This window comes from Vespertiliibacter pulmonis (genome assembly GCF_013377275.1).
Lineage (GTDB): Bacteria > Pseudomonadota > Gammaproteobacteria > Enterobacterales > Pasteurellaceae > Vespertiliibacter > Vespertiliibacter pulmonis.
This window is the reverse complement of record NZ_CP016615.1, coordinates 54413-73461: the sequence shown is the minus strand read 5'-3', so window position 1 is coordinate 73461 and position 19049 is coordinate 54413. Positions and strand designations below refer to the sequence as shown.

The following is a 19049-nucleotide window of genomic DNA, read 5'->3' as shown; positions in this document are numbered from 1 at the left end:
CCATTATTACTCAATAGGTAATGTAGGCACGCAAGTGGTTAGATTGTGCTTTGCTTTTGTAAATTGATTACTCTAAAATGCGATACTAATTTTAGATAGCAATGTTATTGGAAAGTAAATGAAATCAGTTAAAATTATTTTTTTCTCAAGTCTTATCGTTTTATCAACTAATGTATTAGCAAGTTCTTGGGAATCTATCCGTGTGCCAGTGCCAGGAAAATCACAGTCCATTGGTGGATATAGCAATGGTTGTATTATTGGAGCACAACCGTTAGCACTCAAAGGCGAAGGCTATCAAGTTATTCGTTCTGTTAAAAATCGTTATTATGGACATCCTCAATTATTGAGCTATTTACAGAATTTAGGTTCTCGAGCAAAAGCATCAGGACTTCCACCGATTTTAATTGGGGATATGGGAATGCCGGCAGGAGGACGTTTTTCATCAGGGCATGCAAGTCATCAAACAGGGCTTGATGCAGATATTTGGTTGAGATTTGGTCCCATGGACGATGAGACTGCTCGAAATCCAGCAGGACTTGCCACTATTATGGTTGATCATTCAACTAAAACTGTTGATGAACGTGTTTGGACACCAAAGCATACTACGCTAATTAAATTAGCCGCTTCAGACGCACGAGTTGATCGTATTTTTGTTAATCCAGCAATTAAAGTGAAATTATGTAATACCGCAGGTACAGATCGAGCTTGGTTACGTAAAATTCGTCCATGGTATGCTCACGATTCTCATTTCCATGTGCGTTTAACCTGTCCTGCAGATGCTCCTTCTTGTGAAAATCAAGCCCCTGTTCCTGCTGGTGATGGGTGTGGAGCAGAGCTTTATTCGTGGTTTGAGCCGCTAAAACCATCAAGTAAGCCAAAATCGAAAACATTACCACAACCACCGCGGATGTGTCAGATGATTTTATCTAGCCAAGGACTAAATTAACTTATTAGACGCTGAAAAGCGTCTATTTTCTCGTTTAACCGATCTTATTTATGCGTCTATTTATTGCTGAAAAACCAAGTTTAGGCCGAGCAATTGCTCAAGTATTGCCAAAGCCACATAATAATAAAGAAGGGTTTATTGAATGTGGTGATGGAAATATTGTAACTTGGTGTATTGGACATTTATTAGAACAAGCTGAGCCAGATGCTTATAATGAAGCGTTTAAGCTATGGCGAATGGAACATTTGCCGATTATTCCTGAACAGTGGAAATTGATTCCTAAAAAATCAACTTTAAAGCAATTTAAGGTAGTTGAGCGATTAATTAAGCAAGCCGATATTTTAGTCAATGCGGGAGACCCTGATAGGGAAGGACAACTATTGGTTGATGAAGTGTTTGGCTATTTGAATTTATCATCAGAAAAAAAAGCAACGATCCAGCGTTGTTTAATTAGTGATTTGAACCCGAGTGCGGTTAAAAAAGCGGTGGATAGATTGCAATTAAACCGAGACTTCATACCGCTTGCAACTTCAGCCTTGGCAAGGGCTAGAGCTGATTGGCTATATGGGATAAATATGACCAGAGCTTATACCTTACAAGGGCGATGGGCAGGTTATAAAGGTGTGCTTTCTGTTGGACGAGTACAAACTCCCGTTCTTGGACTGATTGTTCATCGAGATTTAGAAATAGAAAATTTTACTCCAAAAGACTATTTTGAAGTGTTGGCACATATTATTGTGCCAGAAACGCAAGAACACTTTACTGCTCAATGGCAACCGAGTAAAGCGTGTGAAGATTATCAAGATGATGAAGGGCGAGTGCTGTCTAACGCATTGGCACAAAATGTGGCAAAACGTATTGAAAATCAACCCGCTTGCGTAACAGATTATCAAGATAAAATTGAAACAGAAACTGCACCGTTACCATATTCACTTTCGGCATTACAAATTGATGCGGCTCGCCGATTTGGGCTTTCAGCACAAGCTGTGTTAGATATTTGTCAGAAACTTTATGAAACCCATAAGTTGATTACTTACCCTCGGTCGGATAATCGCTATTTACCTAAGGAGCATTTTTCTGAGCGTTTAAAAGTTATGGAAGCAATAGCTCGACATATTCCTGAATATACACAAAAACCTGAAGTTGTTGATCCAAATAGAAAAAATAGATGTTGGAATGATAGTAAAGTTGAGGCACATCACGCAATTATTCCGACAGCCCGTCAAAGTAATGTACATTTAACTGAAAATGAACAGAGAATTTATCAGCTGATCGCTCGCCAATATTTATTCCAATTTTGCCCCGATGCCGAATATCGTAAAGGAAAAATAGTCTTAAATATTGCGGGCGGAACTTTTGTTGCACAAGCCCGTAATTTAATTGTTGCGGGCTGGAAAAGTTTGCTCGGCAAAGAAGATAATGATGAAATTGTTGAACCATTATTACCATTAGTGAAAAAAGGGCAACAATTACAGTGTGAAAAAGGGGAGATTTTAAGTAAAAAAACGCAACCACCACGCTATTTTACTGATGCTACTTTACTGTCTGCGATGACAGGGATTGCTCGTTTTGTAAAAGATAAGCAATTGAAAAAAGTGTTAAGAGAAACAGATGGAATTGGTACTGAAGCAACAAGGGCGGGTATTATTGAGCTATTATTTAAACGAGGATTTTTGATTAAAAAAGGGCGACATATTCAAAGCACAGAAGCGGGAAAAACGTTGATTGCAGCATTGCCTGAGATAGCTATACAGCCCGATATGACCGCTCATTGGGAAATGCAATTAACCGACATAAGTAAAAAACAAGCGACTTATCAACAATTTATGCAAGATTTATACCAGCGATTACCTGAGTTATTACGTTCGCCTAATCAACAAGTCTTACAAAATTTAGCGAAATTAACACCGCTTGTGTCAAGTAAATCGCCATTGAATAGAAAGGGATCATAAAAAATATCAGTAGATGATGAAAAATAAATCGAATAACTCAAATTTCAAAAAATCATCTTGCAACTAAAAACAGAAAACTATATGATTCTTATATCAGAACGTTTTTATACGTAGTTTGAACAGAATTACAGAATTTTAAAATTAAAGAGAAAATAATGCTGTTAAATATCTTGACTTTTGCTTATCTTATTGTTGCAATTTTTCTTATTGGATTTATCTTAATTCAGCAAGGAAAAGGGGCTGATGCTGGAGCTTCATTTGGTTCTGGTGCAGCTGGAACAGTATTTGGTTCAGCTGGTTCAGCAAATTTTCTATCTAGAACAACAGCTATTCTAGCTATTATCTTTTTTACAGTAAGTTTGGTTATTGGGAATTTAAATACTCATTCAAGAGCACCTCAAAGTCAGTTTGAAGATTTGAGTAAAGTTCAACAAAAAATTGAGCAGCCTACTAAGACTGAAAATAGTGATATTCCTCAGTAAATAGATATTAAAGCTCTGGTGGTGGAATTGGTAGACACGCTATCTTGAGGGGGTAGTGTCCATAGGATGTGCGAGTTCGAGTCTCGCCCAGAGCACCATTAAAATAAACGCTAATCGAAAGGTTAGCGTTTTTTATTTGTCTAAAGCCTTGTGAGACAAGGGATTTCCTAATATATATGGTTTTATAACCATTGTTTTTCTATATAGTTGTTTGTTGTTAATCTATTCTATTTTATTCTTTTTTATTCTAGTTTATACTTTGAGTGCACCAAAATTGCACCACAAAGTGCACCATTAAAGGAGATAAAAAGAATGGCAACGATTACTAAACGGGGTGAAAAATGGCGAGTTCATATCCGAAAGAAAGGGATTGTGAAAACAGCAACGTTTTCTACTAAAACTGAAGCAAGTCGTTGGGCTCAATCTATTGAATCGCAGATTGATGCAGGGGAATATAGCCCTGTTCCTCAAATGACCTTTGCAGAGCTGATAAATAAATATGTAGAAGAAGTAACAATACATAAAGGTGGAGCAAGGCCTGAAGCATTGCGATTAAATCGGATTGCTAAGACGCCATTAGGTTCAGTTTATCTTGCTGAATTAAGTAAGCAAGATTTTGAGAAATGGCAAGAACAACGTCTATCAGAAGTTTCTGTTTTGAGTGTATTGAGAGAACGAGTGAGCTTGTCTGCTGTTATTTCTCAAGCTATTAAATGGGAGTTTTTGAAGAATAACCCGTTATCTCTTGTTGATAAACCGAAAGAGCCACCAGCACGAACTCGCCGTTATTCTCAAGATGAAATTGACCGTTTGATCTTCGTTTCAGGATTTGATTTTGAGATTGAGCCAGTAACGTTAATTAGTCGAGTAGGTGCTTCCGTTCTGTTTGCTATTGAAACAGCAATGCGTGCTGGGGAAATTTGTAATATGAGATGGGAAGATGTGAATTTTACAAGTGCAACTGTTTTATTGCCAAAAACCAAAAATGGATTTGCAAGAACCGTTCCTTTATCTTCCTTTGCATTAAAAATTTTGAAACATCTTGAAAAAGTGAAAGTAGATGATGGTAGTGTTTTTCAAATGAAGTCGGCATCTCATGATGCGGTTTTTCGTAAGATGAAAGCATTGGCAGGTCTTGATGAAGCAGATTTACATTTTCATGATACTCGCCGAGAAGCATTATCTCGCCTTGCAAAAAAAGTAGATGTGATGACTTTGGCAAAAATTAGTGGGCATAGGGATATTAAAATTCTACTTAATACTTATTATGCCCCAGATATGCAAGAAGTGGCGAGTTTACTTGGTTAAGCACGATTTTTCTTCTTTTTGTATTTCGTAAAGAAGGTGATTACTTCTTCTCTTACGAATAATCGTTTTGCTTTTCCCCCATCTTTCCCTTGAATATCAACGGGTGCAGGAAATCTAGGGTCGGAAACAATATTTGTGTAAGTATGATTATAAGATAATCCGCAATAGTCAGCGACATCGTGAATATCCCATAATCCTTTTTCTACTTTAGGATTTTCTAACATTGATTGCACTTCACAGATTTTGTGGAAGAGCAGTTCGGGTGTAATAGAAAGTTGAGTTTTTTCCATAATTTCTCTCCAAAAAATAAACCCTAGCGTGGGCTAGGGTATAGTCAAATAAAAAACCGCCTGTAACTTTCGCTACAAGCGGTGGGTTTCATTGTCGGTTGAAGTCGTCGAAGTCATCTAATTCGTAAAAATAGCGGTATTACACCGCTATTCTTGTATCTATTTCATTGAAAGAGCTTTATGTTCTATTCATTACAATGCTTTCTACAACACTCTTATTTACACTCTAATAAATTAATAAGATCTTCTACAAGATAAACTATTTTGGTAGAAGGATTATCCGTAGAACCTCTTTGAGCTGATTCATTTGCTTTTTTGGCATTTGTTATTGCAAATGATGTAGAACCTTTTATCATATCAAAAATATTAACATTTTTCTCATAATGGGGAATATATTTTTTTAATTCACTAATAACACTATCAGCTGCAGACTTTCTATGTGTCGCAACATAAGGTCTTGTTGTATAAGAGAAATGTAATAAAATCCAATATTCAAAACAAGGAATAGATGTAATAGCAAAAAATGTGTTTTTAGGTGCTAGGCTTTCTAAGGTTTTGATTGCGGGCTTGTAATTGGCATGTTGATCTTTATCAAAAACACAATACACTCTATCAAAAGAGTTTCTTTCGTTTTTAGCTTCCCTGTATCGTATCTTAGCATGATTTACAATACTTATAGGGTCTGAACCTGACGAGTTACAAATTTCTATATTTGCAGTATGTAACTGATATTCTTCTCTCAATGCCTTGAAGTATAAAGGCTCTGTTTTGGAACCTTCACATACAATTAAAACTCGGTCATAAGGTTTTTTTGTTCCTATTTTTCGTTGCTTTTGTTTTAACGTCTGGGATTTTCTTTTTTTATGCAAATCATCACTTCCCATTATTTTACTCCCATAAATGTACTAATAAAGGGTAATGCGCCATATTTACCTGAAAGATAGCCTAATTCTAAATTCTCTTTCCCTTTTTTAGGGCTAAAATCTGATAATGGATATAATACTGATGAATGTTCTTTTGAGCGTTCACAAAACCAAATTTGATCTCTACGAAAAATATATTGAGTTAAAATAGACGTTTCATGCGTAGTAAAAATTAATTGAGCATTTTTAGGATTGCTTTCTTGATTATGAAATAGCTCAACTAGAAACTGAACAAGTTTAGGATGTAGATTCACATTCAATTCATCAATACACAACACATAACCATTTTCTAGAACATCTAAGATTGGACCTGCAAAACCAAAAAATTTTTGAGTACCATCTGATTCATCATGGAAATTTAATGGAACTAGATCTCCATTATTGTCAACATGAATAGTCTCTAACCTTAATTTTTTTTTACCTTTAAGGCTTTGGGTTAAAAAATCTTTTAATGGTTCTAGCATATCGGCGGGTAATTCAGAAACATTAAATTCAGTTTTTTCAACCTTGATGTCTGAAATATGAAAATCTGCAGTTTTTAGAAATTTTAGAATATCATTTTTCCTATTATCTTCACATAAATTTGCGGTAAACATAGGATCAAATCCACCCGAGCTAGCAAAGCGCAAGGTATCATTAAACCAATCAAAAATAGGCCTTAATTGTTCATTGTTTAATTGCACTGCAGTTGCTAAGAATAAAGCATTTTCTCTTGTTGATTGAGCCCACATTTGCTTTGAACCTAATAAGAATGAGCCAAATCTCCAATCGTATGATTTGTTTTGTTTATTCCAACTTCTCTCAAACCATTTTTGAGCGTGATTTTTAGGATATACAAATAGCCATTCATCATAAATTTGGGTTGTTGAAGCACTAAAACCATATTGATAACGTACGTTATCAACAATAAATGTAACTTCAAATTCTGTTGGTTGGTTGATTGTACAATTATTCAACTTAAACGGAACAACAGGAAGTTTATCTCCACGCTGATAATTTGCTGTGACCATAAGTTTCATCGTCAATAATGCCTTTAGAAAATTAGATTTTCCACTAGCATTAGCACCATAGATGGCTGCAGTTTTTAGTAAACTAAAGTTCGAGTTATCACTAATGCTAAAAGTATTACTAGGTAGCTCACTACTTTTACTTTTAATTAAACTAAAGGTTTGCAATTCATTAAATGAACGGAAATTTTTCGTACTAAAGTCAATAAGCATAGCAAGTCCTTTTTTAATGTTATTTTTGGAAATTATTTCCAAAAATAACATTAAAGATAGATTTCTTCAAGGGTATCAATCATTTTCTCTTTGGAAATAAGTAAAATAGCAATGTTTGTTTACTATTTTTGTATTCATTGCTAATATACTTCTCTACGACTAACTTCCGTCCCTGTAATCTGGACATGCTGACGGAACTCATTTAATTTGCGCACCTAGTCAAGTACTTCTCTATTAGCTATAATTTTAACTTTTTACGGCTTCTAGTTACACAAAGTTTACCTGCTAATGCCTTTCCTAAATTAAATGGTTTCATCTTTTCTCTCCGTAACATTCAATCGTCCGCCTAATGTTGCATAGCCTGCAATATCTCGCCAATGATCGGGTTCAAAGGCATTACCTTCTAAAATACGAGTGATTTTCCCCATTATCATTGTTAATGCGTAGCGGTGTGAGACGTTTAAATTTTCTTCGTGGTTTTTGACTATTTCCATTAAGGAATCAAAAATAATAGCGCCTTGATAAAAATCACCGTGTGTTTTTTCTCGTTCTGATAAGGTTTCGTTAATGTTCATTTTCACTTTCCTTTCTGATTTGTGATCAATTCAACAGCAATTTCACTGGCTTTAATTTGGTTATTGGCAATTTCAAGGTCTTTTTCTAATCGCTGAATGAGCTTGGTTTTATGATTGCTTTCATCAATCAGTTGAGCGATGTGTTCATTGGCATTCACAATGTCTTGACCTTGTGCATTGCAAAGCGAGATGTAGTATTTTAGTTGCCGCCGTAGGGTAAAGGGGTTATAGGGGAGTTTCATATAGTCTCCTTAATACCGTGAAATTCAATAGTAAGTTTGTCGATCAAATCGGCTAATTCGTGAGTCATTAAGAAAAAGTCCGCATCAAATCGTTGTGCTATATCTTCTTTGAGAATATCGTCATTTTTCTCAAGAATATCATCAGCGAATTTAATACGAGAGAGTGAGCCATCTTCCTTAAGAACAAAAGATAAATGGTTTTCCCAGTCTAACGCTAATTTAGTGATATATTTTCCCGCTTCGAGATGGTTGGTAATTTCATCACTTTCTAAATCTTGTCGTTTACAGCGGATCACGCTTTCATCATTAAATGATTTCAGTTCTGCTTCTTCAAGTAATGTGAGCCATTGAGGCAGATCGTTGTGTGTGATCCATTCGGTTATTACTTCAAGCGGTAGTTTAATGAAAGAAAGTGGTACAACAGGCAGTGAGCCGAGCGTTTTCCGCAATAAAGCAAGCGTATCTTCGGCACGTTTAGATGAGCTGGTATCAATAAAAATTAGCTGGCGTTTAATGTCAATCCAGATTGCAGTAAATAGATGTTTGCTAAAAGCACGGGGAAGTAGGGTTGTTACTACATCGTTTTTAATTGCTTGCTTTTCTGTTTTGCGTAATTTCCGTTCTTCTTTCTTTTCAAGGGCTTCAATGCGAGTGTTCGTTTCTTTTTGGATAACCTCGGCGGGAATAATTTTTTCTTCTTTGTGTGCCACAAGTAAAAGCTGATTATTTGATTCAAAATGTAATTGATCACTGGTTATGAGTGGCGAATCCCAACCAAATTTACTCCAATCTAAGGGCTGGCAATCAGAGAATTTGGATTGTTGCAATGCGTTTTCAATATTTGAGAAATCAATTGCAGATGTTAAGCGGTAGATAATGATATTTTTGAACCAGAACATATTTAGTCTCCGATAATAAGGTAATAAAAAAGCCACTAGGTGGCTTTGTAGGCGTTTAATGTTTCGTTAATTCCGCAATCAGTTCATCATAGTAATCTTGAGCTGCCTGAACTCGCTCTTGAATACGTTGTATCATTTTGTCATCACGTTTAATCGTAATGGTGGTGATACGCTGTGATTGTGGGATTTGTTCAACGAGATCAATGTATCGTTCACTGTCTTCATAGGGCGAAAGTAAATCAAAAGGGGTGGGTAAGAGAACAAAGTCTATTTGAGCTTGCTCGCATTCCCATAGCCACATATAGCCTTGCATTTGAATATCGTAGCCCTGTTTTTTGGCTTTTTCTTCGGCTTCATCACGAAAGAACGGGTGTGATCCAATATCCCACGAGCATTTTGTATCAATAATCAGCTTGCGAGTTGGCACATAAATATCGCATTCGCCACTGATAAAGTCATTTTCTCGCCGTTCGGTATTCTTTTTGAGAGCGAGCCCTCGAGTTAATCCACTGAGTTTGATCGCTTGGTCTTCAAGTTGATTGCCTTTTTGGGTCTGTTTATTCCCTTCAAACGATTGATAGCCAAACAAATCTAACTTTATTTTGTCACGCACGGCAGATTTAGCTGTATTAGTGAGTTTGCCCGCTTCTTTATCGGCTTTTGATTTAGGTTCACCAATAAATTGAGACAGTGATGAACACCTTGCTTTGAGTTTGAATAGGTTATTCATTTGCTACTCCAAAGCCTGTACAGCAAAAACCATATTAAAATGCTTGTTTTGATCAATTAAGTCGCAAGATCTGCCTTTCTCTACAATGTCGAAACTGTTCCATTTATCTTTTGTAGCTGAGTATTCTAACGCTTGCCTAATCGCATTTTTATTTCTAAATACCGTTATACTTTGTAGGCTTTCGATATGATCGATCCAGTCTTGATCGTAATAGTCGGAATAGATGTAATATATTTTCATTATTTAACCTCTAATTTCTCCAATTCTTCGTATTGTTCTGGTGAGAACTCAAAACCACTATCACACAGGTCTTGTAATGTGGTTTCGCCATTGATGATGTTTTGTTTGCATTTCTGAAATACTTCATCGCTTACGATAGTTGAAAACTCTGCTTCAAAAATATCATTATCTTTTGAGTGCTGATTCTCAGTCATTTGTTTTTTATCGACTTCATTTTCTATTTCAACTGCTCTTGCTATTTGTTCTTGCATAGGCATTTTACTCAATACATATTTAGTTGCCTTACCCATATACATTTCCAAATTCCACAATGAGTAAGGAGAATAGCTCCCTTTTTTCTTGCTTGGGCTGACCCCCGCAATTTGCTGAATTTTTCCAATACTCACAAATTTATGAGAAATCTCACCGTCTTCTTTAGTAGAAACCAGTACGCCTTTAAGGTGTGATTCAACCCATTCTGGCAAATGATCTTGTTGAGCATCTAAATTTGGAATATGTTTGATTGTAGTATCAAACCCATCACTTGAGATTTCAAATTCATCACAATCATAGATTGGGGTAACATTCAATCGAATACCTGCACGTTTGGCTAATAATTGCCAGCCTTTATAGCCTATTTGGAATTCGGCATCTTTTTGATAACGAACGATATAAGCTAGTCCCATATTTTTATTGAGTGATAAATCCAATTCAGCTGCCTGCAATCCTGATTTCACAATACTGGCTGGTGAGCAGGTTGAAAGAGAACCGTCTAAAGCAATATTAATGAGAGTTGCAGAAAATTTTTCCATCTTTGCACTATCACCAAGCAACTGCATAATTCGTGTTTGGGTAGCCTTCCCATTGATCAGTGCTTTTATTGTTGATTGACGTGTTACAGCAGGTTTATTTTCCTCTTTATTTTGTTGTTGATTATTCATAACCATTCCTTTTACGAGTTTAAGCAGTTAATTCATTGCTTGTTAGTTAAATAACTGTGGAAATCTTGCTTTGGCTTCTTCTTTCAAGGCATTTTCAAAGGCTTCTGTGCCTGTTAATGCGTAGTAGAAATCACCAAAGCCGTTATTTTCTAATAGGCTTTCGAGTTCATCAGAGAGAGCAATTTCAGCTTCGTGTTGTTGATCTTGCTTATCGTAATGTGCTTCAATTTCTATCCGTCTTTGTTCATTGAGGCAGTCAGGCATTTTGTTGCTCCTTAACATAACGAGGTATGTTTACGTTCTTTTGGTTGTTGTGGTAATCCACTCGTTGATTGAGGTAGGTAATGCAGTTTAATTCGCTCATATAGCCTGTTTTTCCGCCGACTTTTTCAATTTCTTTGCCATCAAGGTAGATATATCCCCAGAACATTCCATTTTTGCCTTTGATTACTTTGGTTTTAGCTTGGGGCAGAGTTGCGTTGGTTTGTGGTTTCATTGTGCCACCTCACACTGTTTTTGGCGTTGTTCATATTCCACACTGCGGTAAATGTGCAAGAAAGGGTCTTTGCAGGGGTTGTAGGGTGGTTCGATATAGCTATCATCGAAGTAGCTTTCGGGTGTTGCGATGGGCTGTTCTTCGATGGGGCTAGATTTTGCTTGGGTGAGTGTTGTGCCAACTACTAGGCAGAAAGCAATGATAAATAAGGCGCTGAGAAGTATGTTTTTCATTTTGTGTTCCTTTTTTAGTCGATTTAGTGAATTTAGGGTGCAAAAATCCCCCGCTGGTGAACTGTTCGGAAAAACCGAACAATTCAAGCGGTCGGATTTGGGGAAATTTAGCGTCTAGTTAGTCTTGGACGTTGTGGATTTCCGCTATTGAAATTGCGGATTTTGGGTAGCACTCGGGAAAGGCTTGTGTCTTCCCACGGGGTTACGTTGAGTGTTTGGCTCAGGTTGAGCAATATTTTTCTTGCTCGCTCGATTGAGAACTTATATTCCGTTGCGTGGCTTTCTGCGGTAGGTGCAAAATGTGAGCCAATTGATCGAAGTGCGGGGGCAAGGTTGTCAATTAAATCACGCTCTTTTTCTGCGATAAACCAAAGCCAGAGTAGGGTAGAAATTTCGTCTTGAGTTAATTCAAACGTGAATTTCTTTTCTTCCACAAGCGGTAGGTTAGGTTGTGAATTTTGTACATTGCCGACTTCTTTATCGAGAATATCAAGTACCCAGCGTCTGAACTCTTTTGCGACTTTGGTGTGTGAGAGCATTCCGATAAGGTGGCAGCCACGCAATGAGAAGATACGGACTTTTTGCATTCCGCCTGCGGTTTGCATTTCGACAAGTTGTGTCATACAAGGGGTAAATTCATCTTGGTGGCGATCATAAAGGTTTTTAACAGACTTAAATGGATCTGAATAACCTAATGCTTTTCCAATTTCTGTAACAGTTAGCCAAATTTGATTTTGCTGATTAATAGCCGAAAGTGTTTTATTTTGAAATGTTAATGTAGTCATTTTGACTGCTCCTAGTACAAGTTTTAAAACTCATCACTAGCCACTGCAATAACTGGTGATGAACTGATCAAGGTTTGCAGTGCCGTTGTACTAGGTAAACGGTGGATCTTTCGATCCCCTTAATCAGTTCATCATTGACTACTTATGAAGGGGGGTATCAATTTGATGTACCCCTTTAAAAGGTTTGATTTACTGATTTTCGGCTATAAAAAAAGCCACCATTTAGGCGACTAATTATCTCTACCGCCTAGTACTAATTCAGGGCTGCAAATCCCGACTTTCTGTTGAAAGTGAGATTATCTTAATCCGAAGTAGGGGCGGTGTCAAATAAAAAAAGCCCCATTGAATGCAACAGGGCTTGAGTGTGATTATCGGTAACTTTTATTTCCACCTGAGGTAATGCAGTAACGCCCACCTCTTGGGCCGTAACAATATCCATATCCGCAAGGGCAGCCACTACTGTAATAGATTTTGCGCTTTTTAGCGGTTTTTATTGGCTGATTTACCGATGCAGACTTTTGGATTTTATTCGCTTTAGGTGTCGAAGAATGGCGATGATTTGATTTCGGATTAGCATTCTTGACCGTTGTAGTCGCTTTATTTTTCGGTAGTTGATAGCTAGATTCTAATAATTGGCTTTCTAGTACGCCTTTTTTACCTATATCATCGCTGACTTCTTGTAATTTATTTTCTGCGAATAACAGATCTATTTTAACTTCTTGCCAAATAAATTTTAAAGAGTTAGGCAATAAATTTACGGTTAAAACGCTAGGCTTTCTTCCTGCAAATCCCTCAATTCTATGTTTCCCTGCAGGTAGATTTACTAAAATATAGGTTTGAGGACCTGTTCTCGCTATTCTCTTTTCATCAATATAGATATCCATACCGACATCACCGCCGAGTATTTCATTTCTATATATATACAGGTTTGATGTGCCATCACTAGGCACATTAAACATTTTAGCTACATAATCTTGTTGGCGAGGGGCTTTAGTCCCACCTGCACAACCAACCAATACTAATGCCAATAATCCAATTAATAATTTTTTCATTGAAAACCGCCCCCCAGAAGATACAAAAAAAGCCACTTAATTGTGGCTTATGACTTTCTGTTGAAAGTGGGGATAGTCTAGAACAAAGAGCAGTGGGTTGTCAATTAGATTTATATAAGTGGTTCAGTGTTATTGACCATATAATCGTAAAGGCAAAGTAATCGTCTATAGTCAGTGCTATCTTTATTTTGATATGTACTAAGATATTCTTTACATTCATTTAAGGAAATATTTCCTTGGAAAATTTCAAAGAATATAGCCCCTTCTTTAGCAGAAGGTACTATTTCATCACTATTAATAATATCTTGTATAGAATAGTTGCTGCTAATATGTTTTTCTTTAATTCTGTTTATATGTGATTTTAGTTTTTTGATTTGAATTTCTTTGTATTCTTCAACTTTATCTAATGTATGGGATATTTTATTAAATCCAAAAATAGGAAAGAAATCTCTAGATCTTATTTTTTGGTGATTTAATAAATTTATTAATGGAACATTTTCTTCTTCAATAATAGTAAAGTAGTTTTTCATCATTTCTGACAAGTTCTGATATTTATATTCAACTGTTTTAGTTGAACCAATAGCGAGAATTTTTTCATCATTTCTTAATGAGTCAATGTCCTCAGTAATACTTACCTTAATATTACCACCGCCACTAACTATTTCAGCCATTACATTTTGGACTTTTCTTATATCCATAGCGGTTACGGGTAATACTAAATGTGAGATGGCTTGGTAAATTTGAGCATAGTTATCTGTTTTTATTTTATTAATTCTAATAAGCTCATAGCCTTCTAGGTCAATATCATGTTCACACACTTCACTAGATTGAGAGCCTGCCTCATATTCTACAAGTAGGAAGTTATCTTTTATTTTTTTAGCTTGTTCTGAGTTTGGTTGAACATAAGTAAAAATGGTTTTTAACAGGGATTTAATATTGTTATCACCAATACTATAACCAATAAAAATAATAGGGTTATGAATAAACAATGATAATAATTGAGCTCGAATTAGTTCGTGTCTTTTATCAAAATTAGTATAATCTTCTTTCGTAATTATCATGCTTTCTGGCGCGGAAACGCAGCCGTGGATCTTATAAAGAGAACCATAAGGATTGCTTAATAGAATATTATTTCCAATTAGAGGGTTAAATTCAAATATATCTTCAATTAATTTATCATAATTTGTTGTAATAATTGAGCCTATGTTTTTTCTAGCTTTTTTAAGTAGTGAAATTTCTTCATTTAAACTTTGTTCATTTTTTTTATTGAGATTATTTAATATTTCAGCGATAAATATTTTTAACCTAGATACTGTTTTATTTTGTTTAGCTAGTTCAAAAAATTTATCATTTACACTTTTAAAGTCAGGGTGGTCTCTGTTTTGCTGAAGAAAATCTGTAAATCTTTGTTCTAAGATAGAGGCTATTTGGTCAAAATTTTTATGGTTATGTTGTACTTTTAATTCCAGATACTTTTCATCGTTATTATCCATTTTTTCTGCAATATGTTGTAATAGTCCATCCCAACTAAATGAATTTTCTAGATAGCGTAAACTAAATCCTGTACCGATAAAAAGCACTGGGTGATTTTGATAATTTTTAATAAAGTCATCAATGTTCATTTTTCTTGTCTCGAGCATCATAAATTATCCTTAGTGTACCAGTTAGTTAAAGAGAGATCGATTACGATTTTTGATAAAAATCCCACATCTTAGGTGGGAGAGCGGAGTGTTTATACCATTCAGAACCGCACTCTCTTAGGTGAACAAAAACACTTAAAAACCTAAAGGGGGATAGAATGCGGTTTTGAATAGTGCCTATTTTTAAACGAGAATAGGCAAACTCGTCCTTGGGTTCACCACAAACACACAAAGGAACTTGTCGTCTATTTTGTGTTGATGTATATTATTTATACCACAAACACAAAATAAGGAATGATGATGAAAACGGCGAAACGAGAAACATCAAAAGAACGGGCTCACGTCCCACCTAAACCAACGCCTAAACCCAAATGAGGATATATGAATGGAAAATAGCAAACGAAGTGATTTAGTATTTAAACTATATTACAGCTATAATTTAGAACGTTTGTTTTACTGCCTTAACTCTCGTCTTAATAATCTCTTTACGATTATTCAATTATTACTTTCATCCGCTATTATTGGTGATTTAAGCCGATACTCTTCAGATTTTAATCTTAACATTGCTATTGGTATTATTTTAGCCGTATTAAGTGCGTTATCTTTTGTTTACCGTTTGGGTGAAAAAGCGGTCGCCTCACAAATTACAATGAACAGATATTCAGCGTTGATTCATCGTTATTCAATGATGAGTGATGATGAAATTTCTGAGGCGTTGTTAGAGATCAATTCGATTGATAACCCTATTACAGGCGTTCTTGTAGAGATTGCCTATAAGCGTTCGGCTATTCAGCTTGAATTACAAGATGATACCAAGCTCAACTGTTACCAGAAATTTATTGCTAAATTTTGTGGCGAAAAGTTCTAATCTACGACCATCTTGATGATCTTTAAATCAATTCCCGACAGCCACAGGTTCTTTTTTCTTTTGCTCGAACGGTGTGGGGCGTTTTCTTGCCTTTATTGAAATTGTAGTTTGCTACATCAATTAAAGGCTTGGTTTTTACGGGAACACTACAAGCCCGTTCAACTTTAGATAAGGTGGATTTAGGCTTTCGGTTTTTTGCAAAACGCCGAACTTTTCGACCTGCTGCACCGAGTTCTCTCACCTCAGTTTTTTCACAGTATTTTTGCCCTGCTTGGCGTTGAATAATCATTGTCATTTCAGACTCCCTTTTATGCCATTCAAAACTGCACTTGCTAAAACTCGTCTTTCGCTAGTGATTAAGATTGAAAACAATCTCGCTCAGTGTTGATGTGATGTTGTTTGAATGCAGTTTTGAATAGTGCCTATTAAGGCAATAGCGTGTTTACCTCAGCCACCCTCGTACACGTTTACGAACCATTAAGGCTTTAGGGTGTTATTCGTTTTGTTAAAGAACATTGCAGGGTTACTGCGTTTTGATGTGTGTATTAAACTACAAGTTGATAAACAAATCAACATAAAGTTTATATTAAAATTTATGTCTGTTTATTTATGTTGTTTAATTTGTTGATTTTCAAGGGAAATAAATTTTAGGAAAGGTGTTTGATTGGTTGTTTTTTGAGCTGGTGAAAATGGGGGAAGAGTAGAAGTAGTAAAAATCTATGAGAAATAGCCGCTTGTGGAAGGAAAAGTGTGAAAAATTAGGGGAATTTTCCCTTTTTCCCCTGGATGTTGTGATAGGCATGGTGGATTTTAGACAAAGAAAAACAGCCTGGGTGTTTTGATGATTACTCTGTTTTATTGAGATGGTTGAACAAGTCTTGTTCGTTATGAATAGAAACTCCAATTAAAGATTCTGAATCAATATGGCGAGCTAATCGTGTTTTCAACTTTTTAAGCTCTTTCTCTGACAAAAGATTTTCATTTTCTTGGATTTGTTTTTTTAAGCTTTTAATACTGTATTTGATATTTTTTCGCATTCTTAATATCGCAGGTGTTGTAAAGAATCGACCTACGACAAGTGATACCAACCAACTTAATATAGGCGTAAGTACTGGTGCAAAAAGAGTTGTAATTTCAGCAAATTCAGGGTAATTAGGTGTGATATAATAATGAATGATTAGAGATAGTATTGTTCCAATGCCTGCTGTGTAAGAGCTGTACTCCAACATTGAAAAAGGTTTAGCCACACTGCTATTTTCTGACATTAGCAACCTCGTCTTTTTTAATAGCATCAATTTGGTCAATAATAGATGATTTCATTGAAATTTTGATTTGTTTTGTGCTTTGTAGTTTGCCATTATGGTAATGTACAATTTCAATAATATGCACTGGGTGTCGCCATTCATTCACATAGAAAGCGATAATTTTGATAAGGCGTGAGAAAATGGGGGTACATAAAATGACCCCTAAAAAGAGCATAATACTGTTGATATGCTCAAGGAATAAGTTACTGAGATTCCCCATGTTCTGAGACAAGCCTTCTTTCTGATCGTGCAAGATGATGCTTCACTTTGAGAATAGTGTAGCTCTCTTTTGTCTGTTCGCCAAATTGATTTACGGTTTTTTGTATAGTTACTGTGAAGAGATCTCCTTTTTGAAAGCTGGCAATGTCATTGTTGATCTTAGTAATAAAAGCTTCATCCATAATTTCAACAGGTATGTATTTATTTTGATAATACATTTCCCAACCTTTGTTTCCTCTAAAGCTAATTGTTGTAAGGGAAATTGTCGTATCAAATGGTGGTTCAGGCTCTTGATTTGAACTCGTCTCCATTTTTCTTACTATTTCGATCTGCGGTGCTTTCAGTAAGGTAAGTGATTTGCGAGTTTCTTTTCCTTCTGGTTTTTCTCCATCACCTTCAAAAATACGGAATGTTGGGTTAGGTTTTTCAAGAACGGGGGAGAGAAGTTGTTGAACAGTCTCACGAATTTCTTTATTCCCAAGTAATTTGGCTACATTTTTATCTTTTGTGATTTCTTGCCCATCGACACGCAAGGTAATGTTATCAGATTTATCTTTAGTGTGTACGGCGATTACAGTTTTACCTTTGGTCTCTTCAATTGCGTTAAATAGTGAGTCTTTAATTTTGGTAGCACCATATCCTATACCGATGTAAGGGAGAACATCAATTACTTGACTAGCCATATTGTAGTAATCAATCCCAAAAACGACTTCGAGTGATCCTGCTTGCGCTGGGGTTTTTACGAAAACGCCGATACTTTTACGACGACCAGGGTTTAATAATCTATCGGATCTTTCAATTAGTTCTTGCATAGCTATGATTGCTTGCCCAAGTTCTTTGGCGTTGAGTTTATGTTCTTTCAGTTTAGGGTCGTTTGCATCATAAGAAATAGTAATATACTCCGTTCGAGTGATTTTACGTTCTCTCTTTTTACTCATTCTATCTTCCTTTTATAATTTGGTTATTTTCACCCAATAAAATTCAGCTTTTGGCTTTGGTGCTTAGCCACCACGCCAGACTTTTCTTCCGATAATTTGTAGATTTTCTAAATCTTCGTCATCAATGTTAATTGGTTCGTAATCCGTGTTAAAGCTGATTAATTGCAAGCCTTTCCCCGTTCGTATAACTTGCTTAATGTAGAAATTATTGTGGTAAATGAGGGCATATATTTCCCCATCTGCAATTTCAACATCAGTAATATCTACTATCACAGTATCCCAATCTTCTAAAACAGGGGTCATACTATGACCTCGAACATACATTGCCTTACAACTCTTCGGAGATAGACGTTTGGCTCTGAACCACGCTTCTCTAAATAATAGAGGTTCGTCTGATTTTCTTGGAATCCATTCAATCATTGGTTTACCTGTGCCTGCTGAGAGTTTTATGTCGTAGAGGTCAATTTCAATATGTGTATCGGAATAATCCATATCATCATCTATTGACTCTACATCATCTGTCATTTTCTCTGTATCAGCACCTAGAATCCAATTTACAGAGTAGCCAAGCTTCTGCCCAATCAATCTTGCTGATTTTGGGCTAATCTGTCCTCTTTTTATCCAATTAGTTACCGCTTGAGCTGATACGCCAGCTATTTCAGCTAATTCATTTTTTTGTAGATTTTTTTCCGAAAGAATTCTTTTAAGCCTTTCTGAAATAAGGTTTGAGATTACATCTGTCATAATTTTCCTTTTATATATCTATGTAATATAAACGTTCTGTTTA

General features: G+C 35.9%; 24 protein-coding genes and 1 tRNA gene. 6 read left to right on the top strand and 19 right to left on the bottom strand.

The window, feature by feature from the left end; translation table 11 throughout:
- Window positions 1–118 precede the first annotated feature (118 nt).
- The 5 genes from mepA to A6B43_RS00475 all read left to right on the top strand — a co-directional run bounded on the left by mepA (window position 119) and on the right by A6B43_RS00475 (window position 4688).
- Window positions 119–946: a penicillin-insensitive murein endopeptidase gene (gene mepA, locus A6B43_RS00495; protein ID WP_124210643.1), complete on the top strand. Its 828-nt coding sequence runs from the start codon at window positions 119–121 to the stop codon at window positions 944–946.
- A gap of 50 nt (window positions 947–996) precedes the next feature.
- Entirely contained in the window at window positions 997–2898 is a 1902-nt protein-coding gene (locus A6B43_RS00490; protein ID WP_124210642.1) for a DNA topoisomerase III, read from the top strand.
- 158 nt (window positions 2899–3056) lie between these two features.
- A complete protein-coding gene (gene secG, locus A6B43_RS00485) occupies window positions 3057–3380 on the top strand; it encodes a preprotein translocase subunit SecG (RefSeq protein WP_124211021.1) in 324 nt (107 codons plus the stop codon).
- Window positions 3381–3392: 12 nt separating this feature from the next.
- Window positions 3393–3478: transfer RNA gene (locus tag A6B43_RS00480), tRNA-Leu, on the top strand.
- A gap of 214 nt (window positions 3479–3692) precedes the next feature.
- Entirely contained in the window at window positions 3693–4688 is a 996-nt protein-coding gene (locus tag A6B43_RS00475; protein ID WP_124210641.1) for a tyrosine-type recombinase/integrase, read from the top strand.
- Here the strand turns inward: A6B43_RS00475 and A6B43_RS00470 are convergent.
- From A6B43_RS00470 to A6B43_RS00405, 14 genes are all read right to left on the bottom strand, one after another.
- Window positions 4685–4978, bottom strand: a complete 294-nt coding sequence (locus tag A6B43_RS00470) for a hypothetical protein (RefSeq protein ID WP_124210640.1) — start codon at window positions 4976–4978, stop codon at window positions 4685–4687. The two genes, A6B43_RS00475 and A6B43_RS00470, sit on opposite strands and share 4 nt — an antisense overlap.
- Window positions 4979–5193: 215 nt before the next feature.
- Window positions 5194–5862: an RloB family protein gene (locus A6B43_RS00465; protein ID WP_124210639.1), complete on the bottom strand. Its 669-nt coding sequence runs from the start codon at window positions 5860–5862 to the stop codon at window positions 5194–5196.
- Window positions 5862–7121 carry an AAA family ATPase gene (locus A6B43_RS00460; RefSeq protein WP_124211020.1) on the bottom strand — a complete coding sequence of 420 codons (1260 nt, stop codon included), beginning with the start codon at window positions 7119–7121 and terminating at the stop codon, window positions 5862–5864. The genes A6B43_RS00465 and A6B43_RS00460 overlap by 1 nt, the downstream gene beginning before the upstream one ends.
- A gap of 302 nt (window positions 7122–7423) precedes the next feature.
- Window positions 7424–7696 (bottom strand): DUF6378 domain-containing protein, encoded by a 273-nt coding sequence (locus tag A6B43_RS00455; RefSeq protein WP_124210638.1) that lies wholly within the window; start codon window positions 7694–7696, stop codon window positions 7424–7426.
- Window positions 7697–7698: 2 nt separating this feature from the next.
- Window positions 7699–7938 carry a hypothetical protein gene (locus A6B43_RS00450; RefSeq protein ID WP_124210637.1) on the bottom strand — a complete coding sequence of 80 codons (240 nt, stop codon included), beginning with the start codon at window positions 7936–7938 and terminating at the stop codon, window positions 7699–7701.
- A complete protein-coding gene (gene rdgC / locus A6B43_RS00445) occupies window positions 7935–8837 on the bottom strand; it encodes a recombination-associated protein RdgC (protein ID WP_124210636.1) in 903 nt (300 codons plus the stop codon). The genes A6B43_RS00450 and rdgC overlap by 4 nt, the downstream gene beginning before the upstream one ends.
- A 55-nt stretch (window positions 8838–8892) precedes the next feature.
- Window positions 8893–9567: a translocation protein TolB precursor gene (locus tag A6B43_RS00440; protein ID WP_124210635.1), complete on the bottom strand. Its 675-nt coding sequence runs from the start codon at window positions 9565–9567 to the stop codon at window positions 8893–8895.
- A 239-nt stretch (window positions 9568–9806) separates the two neighbouring features.
- Window positions 9807–10727 (bottom strand): recombinase RecT, encoded by a 921-nt coding sequence (locus A6B43_RS00435; protein WP_170152422.1) that lies wholly within the window; start codon window positions 10725–10727, stop codon window positions 9807–9809.
- Window positions 10728–10769: 42 nt separating this feature from the next.
- Complete coding sequence (locus A6B43_RS00430; RefSeq protein WP_124210633.1) at window positions 10770–10991, bottom strand: hypothetical protein; 222 nt, start codon at window positions 10989–10991, stop codon at window positions 10770–10772.
- Window positions 10984–11223 carry a hypothetical protein gene (locus A6B43_RS00425; protein ID WP_124210632.1) on the bottom strand — a complete coding sequence of 80 codons (240 nt, stop codon included), beginning with the start codon at window positions 11221–11223 and terminating at the stop codon, window positions 10984–10986. Before A6B43_RS00425 ends, A6B43_RS00430 begins: the two co-directional genes overlap by 8 nt.
- Complete coding sequence (locus A6B43_RS00420) at window positions 11220–11456, bottom strand: hypothetical protein (RefSeq protein ID WP_124210631.1); 237 nt, start codon at window positions 11454–11456, stop codon at window positions 11220–11222. Before A6B43_RS00420 ends, A6B43_RS00425 begins: the two co-directional genes overlap by 4 nt.
- Before the next feature lie 107 nt (window positions 11457–11563).
- Window positions 11564–12241, bottom strand: a complete 678-nt coding sequence (locus A6B43_RS00415) for a P22AR C-terminal domain-containing protein (RefSeq protein WP_124210630.1) — start codon at window positions 12239–12241, stop codon at window positions 11564–11566.
- Window positions 12242–12609: 368 nt separating this feature from the next.
- Complete coding sequence (locus tag A6B43_RS00410) at window positions 12610–13293, bottom strand: DUF2846 domain-containing protein (protein ID WP_124210629.1); 684 nt, start codon at window positions 13291–13293, stop codon at window positions 12610–12612.
- Window positions 13294–13403: 110 nt separating this feature from the next.
- Window positions 13404–14936 (bottom strand): SIR2 family protein, encoded by a 1533-nt coding sequence (locus tag A6B43_RS00405; protein WP_237306907.1) that lies wholly within the window; start codon window positions 14934–14936, stop codon window positions 13404–13406.
- A gap of 382 nt (window positions 14937–15318) precedes the next feature.
- On the opposite strand from A6B43_RS00405, the gene A6B43_RS00400 reads away from it, so the two are divergent.
- Complete coding sequence (locus tag A6B43_RS00400) at window positions 15319–15801, top strand: hypothetical protein (protein ID WP_124210628.1); 483 nt, start codon at window positions 15319–15321, stop codon at window positions 15799–15801.
- 22 nt (window positions 15802–15823) lie between these two features.
- Here the strand turns inward: A6B43_RS00400 and A6B43_RS00395 are convergent, their stop codons facing one another.
- The 5 genes from A6B43_RS00395 to A6B43_RS00375 all read right to left on the bottom strand — a co-directional run bounded on the left by A6B43_RS00395 (window position 15824) and on the right by A6B43_RS00375 (window position 19006).
- Window positions 15824–16096, bottom strand: a complete 273-nt coding sequence (locus A6B43_RS00395; RefSeq protein WP_124210627.1) for a hypothetical protein — start codon at window positions 16094–16096, stop codon at window positions 15824–15826.
- A gap of 550 nt (window positions 16097–16646) precedes the next feature.
- Window positions 16647–17066, bottom strand: coding sequence for a hypothetical protein (locus tag A6B43_RS00390; protein ID WP_124210626.1), 420 nt, complete (start codon window positions 17064–17066; stop codon window positions 16647–16649).
- A complete protein-coding gene (locus A6B43_RS00385; protein ID WP_176672517.1) occupies window positions 17053–17280 on the bottom strand; it encodes a hypothetical protein in 228 nt (75 codons plus the stop codon). The genes A6B43_RS00390 and A6B43_RS00385 overlap by 14 nt, the downstream gene beginning before the upstream one ends.
- A gap of 28 nt (window positions 17281–17308) precedes the next feature.
- A complete protein-coding gene (locus A6B43_RS00380) occupies window positions 17309–18262 on the bottom strand; it encodes an LAPAL motif-containing putative phage structural protein (protein WP_124210624.1) in 954 nt (317 codons plus the stop codon).
- Window positions 18263–18325: 63 nt separating this feature from the next.
- Window positions 18326–19006: an XRE family transcriptional regulator gene (locus tag A6B43_RS00375; protein ID WP_124210623.1), complete on the bottom strand. Its 681-nt coding sequence runs from the start codon at window positions 19004–19006 to the stop codon at window positions 18326–18328.
- Window positions 19007–19049 lie beyond the last annotated feature (43 nt).